This is a genomic window from Prevotella veroralis DSM 19559 = JCM 6290 (assembly GCF_000377625.1).
Lineage (GTDB): Bacteria > Bacteroidota > Bacteroidia > Bacteroidales > Bacteroidaceae > Prevotella > Prevotella veroralis.
This window is the reverse complement of the sequence record NZ_KB898326.1, coordinates 48,875-64,302: the sequence shown is the minus strand read 5'-3', so window position 1 is coordinate 64,302 and position 15,428 is coordinate 48,875. Positions and strand designations below refer to the sequence as shown.

12 protein-coding genes and 1 pseudogene are annotated in these 15,428 nt (G+C 45.5%); 6 read left to right on the top strand and 7 right to left on the bottom strand.

The genetic code is table 11. The annotated features are described in order from the left end of the window. Nucleotides 1–135 precede the first annotated feature (135 nt). The 7 genes and pseudogenes from D464_RS0102735 to D464_RS0102710 all read right to left on the bottom strand — a co-directional run bounded on the left by D464_RS0102735 (nt 136) and on the right by D464_RS0102710 (nt 7,594). A complete protein-coding gene (locus D464_RS0102735; RefSeq protein WP_018910039.1) occupies nt 136–1,443 on the bottom strand; it encodes an inositol-3-phosphate synthase in 1,308 nt (435 codons plus the stop codon). 91 nt (nt 1,444–1,534) lie between these two features. Beyond that, on the bottom strand, nt 1,535–2,272 hold the full coding sequence (locus D464_RS14135; RefSeq protein WP_306302066.1) for an HAD family hydrolase: 738 nt from the start codon (nt 2,270–2,272) through the stop codon (nt 1,535–1,537). After that, nucleotides 2,270–3,211: pseudogene (locus tag D464_RS14130) on the bottom strand (CDP-alcohol phosphatidyltransferase family protein); the annotation flags it as partial. The pseudogene D464_RS14130 and the gene D464_RS14135, both read right to left, overlap by 3 nt. A gap of 53 nt (nt 3,212–3,264) precedes the next feature. Next, nucleotides 3,265–4,089, bottom strand: a complete 825-nt coding sequence (locus tag D464_RS0102725; protein WP_024985719.1) for a hypothetical protein — start codon at nt 4,087–4,089, stop codon at nt 3,265–3,267. Nucleotides 4,090–4,091: 2 nt separating this feature from the next. Next, on the bottom strand, nt 4,092–4,838 hold the full coding sequence (locus D464_RS0102720; RefSeq protein ID WP_238309044.1) for a sugar phosphate nucleotidyltransferase: 747 nt from the start codon (nt 4,836–4,838) through the stop codon (nt 4,092–4,094). 736 nt (nt 4,839–5,574) lie between these two features. Beyond that, nucleotides 5,575–6,738 (bottom strand): penicillin-binding transpeptidase domain-containing protein, encoded by a 1,164-nt coding sequence (locus D464_RS0102715; protein WP_026284615.1) that lies wholly within the window; start codon nt 6,736–6,738, stop codon nt 5,575–5,577. A 145-nt stretch (nt 6,739–6,883) separates the two neighbouring features. After that, complete coding sequence (locus D464_RS0102710) at nt 6,884–7,594, bottom strand: glycoside hydrolase family 25 protein (RefSeq protein ID WP_018910037.1); 711 nt, start codon at nt 7,592–7,594, stop codon at nt 6,884–6,886. A 170-nt stretch (nt 7,595–7,764) separates the two neighbouring features. On the opposite strand from D464_RS0102710, the gene D464_RS0102705 reads away from it, so the two are divergent. The 6 genes from D464_RS0102705 to D464_RS0102680 are packed head-to-tail and all read left to right on the top strand — an operon-like array spanning nt 7,765 to nt 15,091. Then, a complete protein-coding gene (locus tag D464_RS0102705) occupies nt 7,765–8,709 on the top strand; it encodes a serine O-acetyltransferase (protein ID WP_018910036.1) in 945 nt (314 codons plus the stop codon). Nucleotides 8,710–8,759: 50 nt separating this feature from the next. Continuing rightward, a complete protein-coding gene (locus D464_RS0102700) occupies nt 8,760–10,247 on the top strand; it encodes a THUMP domain-containing class I SAM-dependent RNA methyltransferase (protein ID WP_018910035.1) in 1,488 nt (495 codons plus the stop codon). Next, complete coding sequence (locus D464_RS0102695; RefSeq protein ID WP_026284614.1) at nt 10,237–12,441, top strand: S9 family peptidase; 2,205 nt, start codon at nt 10,237–10,239, stop codon at nt 12,439–12,441. The genes D464_RS0102700 and D464_RS0102695 overlap by 11 nt, the downstream gene beginning before the upstream one ends. An 8-nt stretch (nt 12,442–12,449) precedes the next feature. Then, the gene (gene purD / locus D464_RS0102690; protein WP_018910033.1) at nt 12,450–13,718 is read left to right on the top strand and encodes a phosphoribosylamine--glycine ligase; all 1,269 of its coding nucleotides are present in this window, start codon (nt 12,450–12,452) and stop codon (nt 13,716–13,718) included. Between the two features lie 3 nt (nt 13,719–13,721). Continuing rightward, on the top strand, nt 13,722–14,663 hold the full coding sequence (locus D464_RS0102685) for a hypothetical protein (protein ID WP_018910032.1): 942 nt from the start codon (nt 13,722–13,724) through the stop codon (nt 14,661–14,663). After that, entirely contained in the window at nt 14,639–15,091 is a 453-nt protein-coding gene (locus D464_RS0102680; protein ID WP_018910031.1) for a YqaA family protein, read from the top strand. Before D464_RS0102685 ends, D464_RS0102680 begins: the two co-directional genes overlap by 25 nt. Nucleotides 15,092–15,428 lie beyond the last annotated feature (337 nt).

The window sequence follows — 15,428 nt, the reverse complement described above, 5'->3', positions numbered from 1 at the left end:
CACATCAACAGCACTATTCTCAGTCGGTCTCGAAACACGGAGAACACGGACTTCTGGGATTTTCTTAATCTATCTAATACAATCATTTTATAACTCTTTTAAGACCCAAAGTCTTATTTACTCAGACAGAGACAACTAATCTATCTCTTCATCCGGCTCGTAGCCTCCCATCTCACGGATGGCATTCTTAAGCATTGTGTACTGCTCAAAGAGGTTGTTCACAGGCTCTTCACCTTGCGTGAAGTCATGCATTGGACTCTTTAAGAAGAAACTCAAGAAGCATTGAATACCATATCTTCCAGCCCTAACAGCCACATCTGACAACAAAACAAGGTCTAATAACAAGGGTGCGGCAAGGATGGAATCACGGCAAAGGAAGTTTATCTTGATCTGCATTGGGTATCCCATCCACCCGAAGATATCAATATTATCCCACCCTTCTTTATTGTCGTTGCGTGGAGGATAGTAGTTGATACGCACCTTGTGATAGATGTTTCCATATAAGTCGGGCTGCTCGTCTGGCTTACAAATGGTCTCTAAGGTGGACAGCTTACTAACTTCTTTGGTGTGGAAGTTGGCTGGCTCGTCCAGAACAAGCCCATCCCTATTACCGAGGATATTGGTTGAGAACCATCCTGCCAAGCCCAAATTACGGGTCTTAATGATAGGTGCGAAGCCTGATTTCACCAGTGTTTGACCTGTCTTGAAGTCCTTTCCTGCAATCGGCATGTGCGTCTTCTCTGCTAATTCCCACATCGCGGGAATGTCGACAGTAGTGTTAGGAGCACCCATGATAAACGGGCATCTCTCTTCCAAAGCAGCGTAAGCATAACACATGGAAGGGGCTATGTGCTCTCTGTCGTCAGCCTTCATCGCAGCTTGTAGTTGGTCGAGTGTCTTGTGATAAGCCGCATCGTAAGGTACAAATATCTCTGTGGAAGCAGCCCAGATAACCACTACTCTATCGCATTGCTCACGCTCTTTAAAGTCGCGGATATCGGCTCTTAACGCCTCAACCATATCCCATCTCGTCCTGCAATCCTTAACATTATCGCCATCAAGACGCTTGGCGTAATTCTTGTCGAAGGCTGCTTTCATAGGCTTAATAGCCATCAGCTCGTCCCGAACAGGTTCAATGTCTTTAGCCTTCAAGACCTCTGCATAGACCGCAGCTTGATATGCGTTTTGAGGGTAGACATCCCATGTCCCGAAGACAAGATCACGAAGGTCTGCCATCGAAACAATGTCCTTGTAGTGCAGATACTGCTTATCGGCTCCATGCCCAACACGTATCTTGTCATATTGTGTCATCGACCCGATAGGCTTTGCAAGCCCCTTACGTGCCATCAATACACCCGTTATGAATGTTGTAGCAACAGCTCCACATCCAACGACCAACACTCCGAGTCTACCCTCTGCAGGCTTTACATTTATTTCTTTCATACGCCTTTTATATTATAAACCAAACGCTCTTACTTTACTAATATTGCTTTCTTCTAATTATTTTTCAGCTTATTTAAACTTCAAATAGTACTTATTCGTAGGATAAAAGTACCTTTAACTCATGAATAATAAGGTCGGCAACAGGTGCTTGCGGCTCTTCCTTGTCCCATCCCTCACCCTTGATCCAACAGGTACGGCAGCCTATCTCATGGGCAGGAAGAATGTCCTTCGTATAGCTATCACCCACTACTAACACCCTGTCAGGCTGCACTTGCATAGCGGCAACGGCTTTTCTGAATATCTCTGGGGATGGTTTACGAACGCCAACAACGGCGCTCTCGGTCACAGTCTCAAAGAGATTGGACAGCTGGAACTCCTTGAGAACAACGGACATATTGCCATAGAAGTTGGTTACTAAGCCCAATCTGTATCGCTTCCGAAGCTGTTCAAGAACGTTCTTACTGCTTCCGATTGTCGTTTCCACCTTATTATATATATGGTTTTCAAGCTCTGTTTGCATCTTCCTCGCACTTTGCTCATCAACAGTCAACCATCCTTTCTCTAAGAGGTAATCGAACTCTAAGCTGAGTTTCACCGATAACATCCTACGGAAAGTGTCGTTGGCATGAATCAAAGGTTCGCTCCCTAACTTTCGTTCAGCATATACGTAGGCTTCCCGAAACTGCTCTTCTGTCACGGGAACACCCATCGCTTCATATCCATGCCAAAGCATTTTGCCCCAGTGACAGCCCTGTGTATCGAGCGTTCCGCCGAAGTCGAAGAGGATAACGGACGACTTTGTCAGCCCCCCCTCACCGATGTTCTGCATCAAAGATGCACACAGTTTCTCGTGTTTCTGGTGCATATATACATACATGAGGTTATATATCGTGACTTCAAAAAGGAGGTAGATCCAAGGGCAATTCAGTAAGCAGGTGATGTAAAGGAGGATAGCTCTACTGTTAAAAGTAAGCAGGTTTGTGAAGGGCATGAGCGGTCGGCTCCCTTTCAAAAAACGTTCTTTCAGTTCTTGCGGAACCTGCTCTATGCTGCCATACTGTGCCATCAACGCTTTGTGGAAACGCTGGAAAGCAGGTGTGCGACGCTCCTGACTCTGGCAATAATGCTGATAATTGGAGTGGAAAGCACGCTCCCAAAAGACATTCGGTTTGCCTTTCAGCGATTCAACTATCGCTTGTTCCTGTGCATAAGAGCCTAATTCTGAACCTTTCCTACCCATCAGGAAGTAAAGATGTATCTGACGATAATAGTCGCTCAAGGAGCTTTGTGGCGAGTGAGACAATAGACCTGCAACGGCTGCCAAGACCAATCCTCCAATGCCCCAAGGCACTGTCGTGAAGGGTATAGGCTCGTTCCAAAGGCGCAAGACAAGGGCTAGATAGATCGTAAAAAACCATGTATCACCAGCGAAACCATCCAAACAACGCCCCTTCATCGACCGCTGGTTGGTGAGACGAGCTAGTTGTCCGTCGGTGGAATCACAAAAGTTTGCAAGCATCAAGAGCACTACGCCCACTACATTATATAATGTGTCTGTGAAAGAGAACATCACTCCTGCCGCCACACCAAGGAATATGGAGAGGATTGTAATGCTGTTAGGAGTGACGCCAAAGCGGTGCCAGAGCAAGGCAAAAGCAAGTCCGATGGGACGTGTGAAATGCACATCTAGCCACTCTTCGGTGTCTTCCGACTTCATAGAAGCACGTAGTAATGTGCGGAATTTATCTATTTTCTCTCTTATTATCATGTATCTTTCAAGACTTTCATTATCGTTTGTTAATAGTCAAAAGGGGATGACTTTCACAGCTGACGCACTCTTTCAACAATCGATTGAGCTGCCTCTTGACGACAACGGGAGTAACTCGGCCAATCATTGAAGTCGATGATGACATAAGTTCCATCGGCTCGAATGATAGCATCGCCACCATAGATAGGGGTTTGCAAAAGCCTCGACAACTGTTCTGCATCGTATTGCAACTGCCCTTTGGAGTAGCTGAAATGATGAGAAATACCGTTCCGCTGCTCTGCACCAAACTTCGTTTCACCATCGTCACAAGGATAGAAACAACGAAAGAAATTCGTTCCTTCAACGCCATAAAACTTGATTAAATCGCCTTCCACATGCGCTTGTACAATGAAATCGACGATTCCTCGCTGTTGAAGACGCTCTTTGGCAAGCTCCAGTTCAGCCCGATTCGCACAATAGCAAACGTCCTCTTGGGTCTCTGCACTTTGGTCGCCACGCTTCAGCCAATAGCCTTTTTCTCCTTCTGATGGTGGCAATGGAAGATGATTTTCACGCATTACTCGTTCTATATTACTACGTTGGCAGGCTCGCACACCAGCTGTGGGATTAAGCACACAGACACCTTTTTCCTCCAATGTGGATAGAGAATCTAAGGTCTGCGGAGCACGCCCCATGGAGAGAACGAGACGTCGCTCGGTGGGCACTCCGGCTTTTGATAGACTCTCCCCTACCCTCTCATGCGATTGTAAAAAGGTTTCCAACGCTTCTTCACCCACGATGTCTACCTTGCCTAACAGCCTACCCACTGCCTCCAAGATAGCCAAATCTTTCTCTTCAGAATGGGGCGAATAACGCTTTGCCCGTTGTATGAGTAACATGGTTAGAGCCTTTTATTCAAATATTCTTCAGCCTTTGTTATATCAGAAGCATGGTCTATGTCAAAGACTTTCGACAATGGATAAGCCTCAACGTGAAGCCCATTTTCCACCAAAGCACGCTGAAAGTTACGCATGCGATGTTGCCCTTTTGCAATGCAATCATTCAGTATGGAGAGGGTCAGAGGGGTAAGTCCATAGATGCCCGCAGAGATATATTGCGTATCAGGGTGTGCATGGTCATAATAGCCCGTAACGTGTAGTTGCGAATCAGTCGACACGTAGAGCGGTTTCTCATCATCGATATAATCGGTTACACCCATCAGTGCATCCACCCCCTGATGCAGCCTTTTTCGGAAAGTAGAGACATACGAACTGAACGCTTGCTCATCGAAGATTGTATCTACAGTCGTCAGTATGAAGGGTTCGTCAAGTAGGTATTTTCGCAGCTCATAGAGGCTGTGCATGGAACTAAGAGTCGTCTTGATCAGGAATTGCAGAGGGACATGATGCCCATTCAAACCCTGTTCCTCCACCTCAACGAGGTGCCTTGCAACATCCGTCATGTGCTCATTGCAGATAACGAGAATATCGGTTGCATCATTCGCAACAAACACTCTTATCAACCGGTCAATAAGCCGTTCTCCATTCACCTTAACCAATGGCTTGGAATCAGTAACACCTTCTTGTGCCAGTCGGGAGCCGTCTCCAGCGGCTATGATTGCATACTTCATCCATGCAAAGATACACATTTATCTATTCAAAACACACAATTCATAATGTAAAGTTATGAATAGTTTTGTCAGAAGCTGTAGTAACAAGCAGGGGGGAATGCCCTTGCCTACCCACTTTGCAACATAGTTTTAAGACAGAAGGACATAATGACATGTTGTTTTAATGACATATTATTTTAATCAAAATGATGCCGCAAAGTAGGGACAGATGCCCTTGTCTATCCACCCATCTACCCTTTCATGACATTCTGATAGACAACATCCCCTCCTTTGGAGGGGCTTGGGGAGGCTTTTATTTGCTGTGTTTTGGCGGACAGACGAGGGCGTCTGTCCCTACAAGTTGGTATTATCATTAATTAAAGGAACGCCCTTCTCCAATCAAGGAGGGCGTTTCCTTGCAATGAAAAGGGCGTCTCTTCATATCGAAGAAAGCCTCTCTTGGCAATGAAGAAACGCCCCCGTCGTTTTCAGATGACACTATCTACTCCCCTTTCCATTCGGAGAGAGGTTAGGGAATAAGGTACTAAAGTAGGGACAGACGCCCTCGTCTGGAAACCCCACCCAGCCTCCCCTAAGGGGAGGAGTGCCTAACGGAAGTCAATTTAGATGGTTCTTCCCAATCAAAATAACACCCCAAAGTAGGGACAGACGCCCTCGTCTGTCCGCTAAACAGTTGACCCTTTATTGATTAATTGAGGTAGACGGGTTTCTAGCCGAGGGCTCCTGTCCTTACTTTTAGTGTTTTTCCTTATTGTTACTGGACAATCGTTTGTATTTTCTCCACCCTCTTTGCCAATGCTATAGACTTAGGACTTAGCTTGCCTTTAAGGTACTTCTCCATGATAAGACCAGCTATCGGGGCAGCCACATCAGCACCGAAACCAGCATGTTCAACGTACACGGCGATGGCTATCTTCGGATGATTCATTGGTGCAAAACCAATGAATGCAGAGTGATCTTTGCCTGCGTTCTCCGCAGTACCCGTCTTTCCACAAACCGGATAGGTTGTTCCATTCAATATTGTAGCCGTTCCCTTCGTCACAGCCTGACGCATTCCTTCTATCACAGGACCGTAAGCTGCAGCCGACACTTTGGTTGGACGCGGTGTAAGGAAGCGTGAAGGGAGGGGCGCATAATCGGTGTTTTTGTGAATATGAGGGGTGAAGAAGAACCCACGATTGGCTATTGTGGCTGCGAGGTTACACAGTTGAAGAGGCGTAACAGTGATGTCTCCTTGCCCCATACCAGCCCACATAATGGTCTTGGGAGTCCAACCTGTCTTGTAACGACGCGTTAGGTAGTTCACATTCGCTACCAGTCCGCCTCGTTCGCCAGGCATATCTATACCCAAAGGACCGCCTAATCCCATGCTAACCAAGTAATCGCGCCACACCGTGACAGCCTCTTCTTTAGAGCCATACTTATGTGTGTTGCCTATCATGGCGAGGTAGGACTTGAGGAACCAAGTGTTACATGAGACAGCCAAAGCACCTATTAAAGGCTCTGGGGAGTAATGGTGATGACACTTCACCCTTATGTTTCCGTCACGAAAACCATCGTGACAAGCAATCTTGGTATCGCTCTTTACCAATCCTTCCGACAAGTAAATCAAGGCTTGCGCAGGCTTAATTGTGGAGCCCGGAGGGTAAGCTGTGGCTATAGCTAAGCCGTCATTCGGTCCATCGGGCGAGTTCGTTACCATGCAAAGAACCTCTCCCGTGGCTGGATCAAGTGCCACGATACTCCCTTTCTTACCCTTCATCAGATTCGTTCCAAGCTCTTGCAGCAATGGACGGAATGTGAGGGGGGCTTGCTCATGGAACTCTTGTGCGTGCAAGCTACCGATACTTAGGAATGGTAATGATAACATTGCTATCTTGAAAGAAGCAATCATCTTGCTACTAAATAACTTATACATCTATTATTAAATTTTATCTTAAACAATTATTTCTGTGCCTATCTATCATATTGGAAAGCAAAATTACAAATAAAAATGACGCCCATTAGCAACTTTCGGATAGTTTATAATTTATTTAGAAAGGGCTCAATAAATGTCAATCAAACTAAAGGCGAATATCGCTAAGGGACGTTCCTGACATGAAACGATCTAAGTCCACGAAGCCTCGAATGCCGTTTACTCTACCTCGTTCGCTAAACTGCCAGATGTTATGTCGGCCTACTCCCTTAATCGAAGGACGCTCCGCACTATACTTACCAAGGAACAGGAAGTTCTGATTAAAGCGTGGCGCAAGGTGCGAGTTATAGAAGTTTGCCTGCGAGTAAATCAATGGTCTCTTACCAAAATACTTCTTTATTAACCCCGCAAAGACGGCTACGCTGTCCTGAACCTGCTTGCGTGTCCACCCCCGAACACCCTCTCGTTCAACGTCAATCATCGGTATGAGGTCTTGAGAATAGCGTTTGATAGTTCGATAGAAATGGCGGAATTGCGCACGAATGGGCGTCTTTGAGGATAGATAATGATAGGAGCCGCACCGCAACCCATGCTTACGAGCCTCGCAAATATTGCGTTTGTAATATTCATCTGTTATAGTAGTTCCTTGCGTCGCCTTGATATATACGAATTGAATCTGGCGGTTTTTTGCCACTTCCGACCAGTTGATTTTACCCTGATGGTGCGATACGTCGATACCATCAAAGCGTCGTTTCTCTTGCTTAGAAGACTTACCAAGAGCCGATTGAACACTTGTCAGGAGGAAAAAAGACAACAAGAAGATGATACTGAAAGGTCTAATAAAAGATGAGTTCACCATTGATTCTAATCTAAAAAAGGATAATCTACGCCTTAAAAGTACATTCGTTTTATCCAAAACAACAACTAATATTAACTGCAAAATTACCATATTTTTCCCAAACAAACACATAAAAATCCGATAATAATAACTATCTTTGCAACGTAAATACATATTGTTACATCTGTCAAATGAGTAGTCAAGACATCACTCAACAGCTCATTCTCACCATCAATGAGCTCTCGAAGCCTCAAGCCTTGCAAGGTCTCTTCCACGAACATCGTGATGGTGACCCTTTGCCATCGGCTTCTGAACTGGAAGAAATTATCGGTCTGTCTCGGTCCATACTCTTTCCTGGGTTCTTCGGGAGGTCTTCGGTGAACACAGATACTATAAAGTATCAAATCGGAGTGAACGTTGAAAAGCTGCATAAGCTACTAAGTCGTCAGATCATGGCAGGGCTTTGCTTTAATGAAGATTGCCATTGCCCCAATGCTGCCGATAAGCGAGTATGTATGAAGGAGGAGGCTGACAAGATCGCAGGACGCGTCATTGAGAAGTTCCCAACACTACGTAAGACGCTCTCAACAGACATTCAGGCAGCTTTTGATGGAGACCCTGCTGCAAGTAACCAAGGCGAGGTGATTTCGTGTTACCCAGCCGTTAAGGCTATCATCAACTATCGTTTAGCACATGAATTAGTGCTTGAGAACGTTCCACTCATCCCTCGTATGATTACGGAAATGGCGCATTCTGAGACGGGAATAGACATCCATCCTGCTGCAAGCATTGGTTCTTACTTTACGATAGACCATGGAACTGGTGTCGTGATAGGGGCTACTTGTATCATAGGAAACCATGTTAAACTGTATCAAGGAGTGACACTTGGAGCCAAAAGTTTCCCTCTTGATAAGGATGGAAAGCCTATCAAGGGTATTCCAAGACATCCAATACTCGGAGACAATGTGGTTGTCTATGCCAATGCAACCGTTCTTGGGCGCATCACGATAGGGCGAGATTGCGTCATAGGAGCCAACGTTTGGGTGACAAGAGACATGCGCCCGAAGTCGAAGAAGTATAAACAAACAAAAGTAGACATCCTTAACACCGACTTTGATAATGGTGGAGGAATATAAGAGAGAACCCTTATCAGCACTTTAATTGTATATAATTTATATCACACATAATGCAAGAATTTGAACTTATCGCTAAGACCTTCATGGGCTTGGAACAAGTGTTAGCACAGGAGTTAACCGATCTCGGGGCTAACAATGTACAAATTGGTCGACGCATGGTAGCGTTTACGGGCAATAAAGAAACTATGTATCGTGCCAACTTCCAGTTGCACACTGCGATCCGAATACTTAAGCCCATCGCACACTTCAAAGCACGTAGTGCGGAGGACATGTACGATGAAGTGCGTAAGATCGAATGGAGTCAATACATTCAAGAAGGCAAGACTTTCTCTGTCGATTCAGTAGTTTATTCGGAAGAGTTCACCAATTCTCGCTTCGTTACTTATAAGGTGAAAGATGCCATCGTAGACCAGTTTAGAGAGCGTACAGGTACACGTCCAAACATCTCGGTAAGCAATCCGGACATTCGTTTGAACATACATATAGCAGAAGACAATGCCACACTTTCACTTGATTCCAGTGGTGAGTCTCTACACCGCCGAGGCTATCGGCAAGAGAGCGTTGAGGCTCCTTTAAATGAGGTGTTAGCGGCTGGTATGATTCTAATGACTGGTTGGAAGGGAGAGACCGACTTTATAGATCCAATGTGTGGATCAGGCACTTTGCCTATCGAGGCAGCGTTAATTGCACGCAACATATCGCCTGGTGTGTTCCGAAAAGAGTTCGCTTTTGAGAAGTGGGCAGACTTTGATCAGGAGCTATTCGATATGATTTACAACGATGACTCACAAGAGCGTGAGTTCAAACATCACATCTTTGGATATGATACAGACATGAAGGCGGTCAATACGGCACGCATGAATGTAGCTGCAGCAGGCCTCTCTCGTGATATAACTATCGAACAGCAAGACTTCAAGGACTTCTCTCAACCAAAGGAGAAGAGCATCATTGTGATGAATCCCCCGTATGGCGAGCGCATATCAACACCTAATCTTTTGGGCACATATAAGATGATTGGAGAGCGACTCAAGCACCAGTTTATGGGCAATGAGGCGTGGATATTGTCTTACAGAGAGGAGTGCTTCCGTCAAATAGGGCTCAAACCAAGTATTAAGATACCTGTATATAATGGCTCGTTAGAGTGTGAGTTCCGTCGTTATCAGCTCTTTGATGGTAAGATGAGCACCTTCCGTCATGACGGAGGAATCATCAAAACCGAAGAAGAAAAGCGTGAGATGGCACAGAAACACCGCTTCAAAAAGGAGCGAGAGTTTAAGAAGAGACTTGAAGAGAACGATGAGAACGCTGAGGCGGACATACGTTCTTTCACATTCCACAGCCTTGACAAGGGTCGTTTCGCAGGTGGTAAGTTCCGCGACGAACGCCCAACTCGTCGTCCAAAGTTCGATGGTGAAGACCGCAATAGGAAACGTCCTTTCAAGCAGAACGACGATCGGAAGTTTGGTGGGAAACGCTTTGATAAATCTAACAAGCGCGGTGGTTACCGTGGCAAAAACACGTATAAACATGAAGATTAAATCATTACTTAGTCTCGTGGGGCTCGTTGCTCTCACGGGACTTTTACGTCCTACTCCAAGTATGGCACAGCGTCAGTTCACCTTAGAAGACCTTAACTTCGGTGGTACCAATTATCGTAACATGCGTCCAGAAGCACGTTATCTAACGTGGTGGGGAGGCAAGTTAGTAAGACAAGACCTCAACTCTTGCTCTCTTGTTGATAGTAAGACTGGTAAGGAGACAAGCCTTTTCAGCCTCGATGACATCAATCATTGGGCAGGCTTGGAGAAGTCGAATGAGGTTGTACGACACCTCTATTCAGCTGAATTTCCATACCCTGATCGCCCCGTGGTGATGGTTAAGAATGGTACAGAGGATATATATGTAAACTTCAAGACCCATAAACTGGAGAAGCGCATCACACGCCCTTCTAACACACAGGCAAGCGATCGGAACGAACAAGATATGACCGCTTTCGTGCGCAATCATCAGTTGTTTGTCACCGAGAAGAGCGGTAAGGAGCATCAGTTAACGACTGATGGTTCGAGCGATATAGTATATGGTCAGAGTGTTCACAGGGATGAGTTTGGAATCAACGGGGGACTCTTCTGGAGTCCAAAAGGTAATCGTCTTGCCTTCTATCGCATGGATCAGAGCATGGTTAGTGCATATCCTCTTGTTGACATTCCAGAGCTTGATTGGACACCAGAAAAGGGTGAATCACGTGCTGCAAAGGCTGCTCCTATTAGATACCCTATGGCTGGTGAAACCTCACATAAGGTGACTGTCGGTGTCTATAACGCCTCTACTGGCAAGGTTCTGTACCTTCAAGCAGGTGATCCAACCGACCGTTACTTTACGAATATAGCATGGAGTCCTGACGAGAAAACCATCTATATGTTTGAAGTCAATCGTGATCAGAACGATTGCCGACTTGTTTCTTATGACGCAACAACGGGTAAGAAGCTCAAAGAACTGTATCGAGAGACAGATGCGAAGTACGTAGAACCAACGCACCCAATCGTCTTCTTGCCTTGGAATGACAATGAGTTCATCCTTCAAAGTCAAAAGGATGGATACAACCACATATACCTATTTAATAAGGATGGACAACAGATTAAGCAACTCACAAGCGGTAAGTGGATTGTAATAGACGTACTCGGCTTTAACACGAAACAAAAGAGTATCGTCTACGTATCGAATGAGTGCAACCCTATTCAGCGTAACACGTGGCTTGTGAACGTATCTACTGGTAAACGAACACTGCTTGACAATGGTCGTGGTTACCACTTCGCAACATTAAGCAAAGATGGTGGTATGTTGCTGGATAACTACAGTGAGCCAACAGTTCCACGTAAGTATGACATCATCGCAGTAGGTGCTAACCCACAGCGAACCAATTATTTCACCGCACCCAACCCTTGGAAGGGATACAATGTACCGGAATACTCCAATGGAACTATCAAAGCGGCGGATGGCAAGACAGACCTCTATTGGCGTATGGTAAAGCCTGTTAACTTTGATCCTAATAAGCAATATCCAACCGTGATATACGTCTATGGAGGTCCACATGCGCACAACGTGGATGCTTCATGGAACTGGGGTTCACGAGGATGGGAGACTTACATGGCTCAAAAAGGCTATCTCCTCTTTATATTAGACAACCGTGGTAGTGAGCACCGAGGCAAAGACTTCGAGCAAGCAACATTTCGTCACCTTGGTCAAGAAGAGATGAAAGACCAAATGGAGGGCGTTAAGTATCTTCAATCATTACCTTATGTCGATAAGAACCGCATAGGAGTTCATGGTTGGTCATTCGGTGGTTTCATGACGATCTCACTGCTTACTAACTATCCGGAGGTGTTTAAAGTGGGTGTTGCCGGTGGTCCTGTCATTGATTGGAAATGGTATGAAGTGATGTACGGAGAGCGTTATATGGACACACCACAGGCTAATCCAGAGGGTTACGAACAGACTTCTCTCCTGCAGAAAGCTAAGGATCTCAAGGGCAAACTACAGATCATCATCGGTCTAAATGACCCTGTCGTTGTCCCTCAACACGCATATTCTTTCTTGAAAGCATGTATCGCTGCAGGTACTCAACCAGACTTCTTTGTCTATCCAGGAGAGCCTCACAATATGCGAGGACACCAGAGTGTACACTTACACGAACGTATTACACAATACTTTGAGGATAATCTCAAGCAAAAGTAAAAGGCTTTATGAGGATATTACTATTAGGCAGTGGAGGGCGTGAACACGCCTTAGCTTGGAAGATTGCGCATAGTAAGCAATGTAGCAAACTATTTATTGCTCCAGGCAACGCAGGCACTGGCGCAGTTGGAGAAAACGTCTCCATCGGTGTAAACGACTTTGAACGTCTCAAGGAGTTTACCATCGAACAAAAGGTTGATATGGTCGTTGTTGGACCAGAAGACCCACTGGTTAATGGCATTTATGACGCTTTCAAAGATGATAAACGTACTGTCCATATCCCTGTCATAGGCCCTTCTAAAGCTGGAGCAGTGCTTGAAGGCTCTAAAGACTTTGCAAAGGCTTTCATGAAGCGGCACAACATTCCAACCGCAGCTTACGCCACTTTCGATGGTACAAGTATTGAGGAAGGATTGCAATTCCTCGATACGCTCAAGCCACCTTACGTACTGAAAGCTGACGGACTGGCAGCTGGTAAAGGCGTACTGATCATTCCTACACTTGCAGAAGCAAAGGAGGAACTGCGCAAAATGCTTGATGGTATGTTCGGAAATGCCTCCGCTAAGGTTGTTATTGAGGAGTTCCTCTCTGGTATCGAATGCTCTGTATTTGTCTTAACAGATGGTTCTCACTATCAAATACTACCTGAAGCGAAGGATTACAAACGTATTGGTGAACACGACACAGGGCTCAATACGGGTGGTATGGGTAGTGTTTCGCCTGTTCCTTTCGCAACGAAAGAGTGGATGGAAAAGGTTGAAACACGTATTATTCGCCCTACTGTTGAGGGCTTGAAGGCTGAAAATATAGATTACAAGGGCTTTATCTTCTTCGGACTTATCAATGTTGATGGTGAGCCAATGGTAATTGAATACAACTGCCGAATGGGTGATCCAGAGACTGAAAGCGTCATGCTACGATTGAAGACGGATATTGTCGACCTCTTCAAAGGCGTTGCCGAGGGGAATCTTGACCAATACAAGGTAGAGTTCGACAGCCGTTCAGCTGTCTGTGTAATGCTTGTTAGCGGTGGATACCCCGAAGAGTACGTGAAGGGTTATCCAATTACTGGACTCGACAAAGTGGCTGATTCTGTTGTATTCCATAGTGGAACGGCTCTCAAAGACGGACAGATTGTAACGAACGGAGGGCGCGTCATTGCCGTATCATCGTATGGTAAGAACAAGGAAGAGGCGTTACAAAAGAGCTTCGAAGAGGCTAATAAGATTGAATTTAAGGATAAATACTTTAGAAGAGATATAGGACAGGACTTGTAACCTATGCAGAAGAAGCGTATTCAAAACCGAATAGCAGAGAGCCGCTGGACCCAAGCGTGGGTGGTTTCAGCGGCTATGCTTGTATGGATAGTGGCTGGTTTACACAACCTAACAGTGGTTGCGCCGGGTATTTGTTTGCTATTAGCTACCTATTTAATGATGGAACTTAACAATGCAAATGCACTCATTCGCATCTATAGCAGAATGGTGTCTTGCTCGTTCATCGTACTTGCAACCATGGCTGTCTTTATGTTTCCATCTATCCGTTCATCGATTGTCATGCTAGGAATGGTGGGCTTTTACAGCCTGTCTTTCCGCTGTTATCAAGACACAAATGCGCCTGGATGGACCTTTTATGCGTACTTCTGTATTGGTATGGCAAGCGTGGTATGGGTACAGATGCTCTACTTCTTGCCCATACTTTGGGTTATCTCACGCACCAACCTACTCTCTTTAAGCGGAAAAAGTTTCGTTTCTTCTCTGCTTGGTATCACTCTCCCCTATTGGTTCTATGCGCCTTATCTTGCTGCAAAGGGCGAGATCTCTTTGCTAGCTAAGCATTTCTTGCAATTAGGTGTATTTGAGAAACCACTCGATTTCACGTCCTTAACCACAAGTAACATAGCCGTCTTGGCTTATGTCTTGTTATGTGCTATCATTGGAATCATACACTTTACGAATCAAAAACGCAATGACAGCATCCGCATACGATTGTTTTTTCAAGTCTTTATCACCATTGATATTGCAACAATCGTATTCCTCTTCTTACAGCCGCAACACTTCGAAGCATTGCTAAGTGTGCTCATTGTGACCACATCACCGCTCATTGCTCACTTCTTTGCATTGACCCACACACGTATAACTAACTGGGTGTTTATCCTCTTGTCGGCTGCTGCACTCATCATAACTATCCTCAACTTATGGACGCTATCACCCACTTTCTAATCGACTACGGCTATTGGGGCATGTTTATCTCAGCCTTTCTCGCTGGTAGTGTACTCCCTTTTAGTAGTGAAGCAGTGATGCTTGGGCTCCTTGCAGCAGGTGTTGATCCAGTGCCATTACTTATTTATGGCAGCATAGGAAACGTCATGGGCGGTATGGTCAACTATGGGTTAGGACGATTAGGAAAGCTCGAATGGCTTAAAAAATACTTCCATCTCAAACAGAGTTCCATAGATCGTGCCTATCAATTCATGGGCGGTCATAGTGCATGGATGGGCTTTTTTGCCTTCCTCCCCATCCTCGGTAGTGCCATAACAGTAGTTCTCGGACTTACCCGTGCGAACCTTCCTTTATCAGTGTTCAGTATTACCTTGGGGAAGGTAATGCGTTATTCCTTACTCATCTGGGGTGCTAATTTGTTTATGTAAAGCCTCTCTTAAGGAGAGGGACACCTAAAGGAAAGTAGCAAGAATATATTTTTCTATATTAGAGAAGAAGCCTCACTCCCAGCCCCTCTTCGAATGGAATAACCCCACCCAGCCTCCCCCAAGGGGAGGCTGGGTGGGGTTTCCAGACGAGGGCGTCTGTCCCTACTTTAGTACCTTATTCCCTAACCTCTCTCCGAATGGGAAGGGGAGTAGATAGTGTCATCTGAAAACGACGGGGGCGTTTCTTCATTGCCAAGAGAGGCTTTCTTCGATATGAAGAAACGCCCTCTTCATATTGAAGAAAGCGTCTCTTTGTTTTTAGTCCTACTGTTCCAGC

Bases quoted from the DNA above. Each gene is read 5' to 3' on its own strand.
- D464_RS0102735 (WP_018910039.1), bottom strand. From the start codon at position 1,443: ATGAAAGAAATAAATGTAAAGCCTGCAGAGGGTAGACTCGGAGTGTTG.
- D464_RS14135 (WP_306302066.1), bottom strand. From the start codon at position 2,272: ATGCAGAACATCGGTGAGGGGGGGCTGACAAAGTCGTCCGTTATCCTC.
- D464_RS0102725 (WP_024985719.1), bottom strand. From the start codon at position 4,089: ATGTTACTCATACAACGGGCAAAGCGTTATTCGCCCCATTCTGAAGAG.
- D464_RS0102720 (WP_238309044.1), bottom strand. From the start codon at position 4,838: ATGTGTATCTTTGCATGGATGAAGTATGCAATCATAGCCGCTGGAGAC.
- D464_RS0102715 (WP_026284615.1), bottom strand. From the start codon at position 6,738: ATGTATAAGTTATTTAGTAGCAAGATGATTGCTTCTTTCAAGATAGCA.
- D464_RS0102710 (WP_018910037.1), bottom strand. From the start codon at position 7,594: ATGGTGAACTCATCTTTTATTAGACCTTTCAGTATCATCTTCTTGTTG.
- D464_RS0102705 (WP_018910036.1), top strand. From the start codon at position 7,765: ATGAGTAGTCAAGACATCACTCAACAGCTCATTCTCACCATCAATGAG.
- D464_RS0102700 (WP_018910035.1), top strand. From the start codon at position 8,760: ATGCAAGAATTTGAACTTATCGCTAAGACCTTCATGGGCTTGGAACAA.
- D464_RS0102695 (WP_026284614.1), top strand. From the start codon at position 10,237: ATGAAGATTAAATCATTACTTAGTCTCGTGGGGCTCGTTGCTCTCACG.
- purD (WP_018910033.1), top strand. From the start codon at position 12,450: ATGAGGATATTACTATTAGGCAGTGGAGGGCGTGAACACGCCTTAGCT.
- D464_RS0102685 (WP_018910032.1), top strand. From the start codon at position 13,722: ATGCAGAAGAAGCGTATTCAAAACCGAATAGCAGAGAGCCGCTGGACC.
- D464_RS0102680 (WP_018910031.1), top strand. From the start codon at position 14,639: ATGGACGCTATCACCCACTTTCTAATCGACTACGGCTATTGGGGCATG.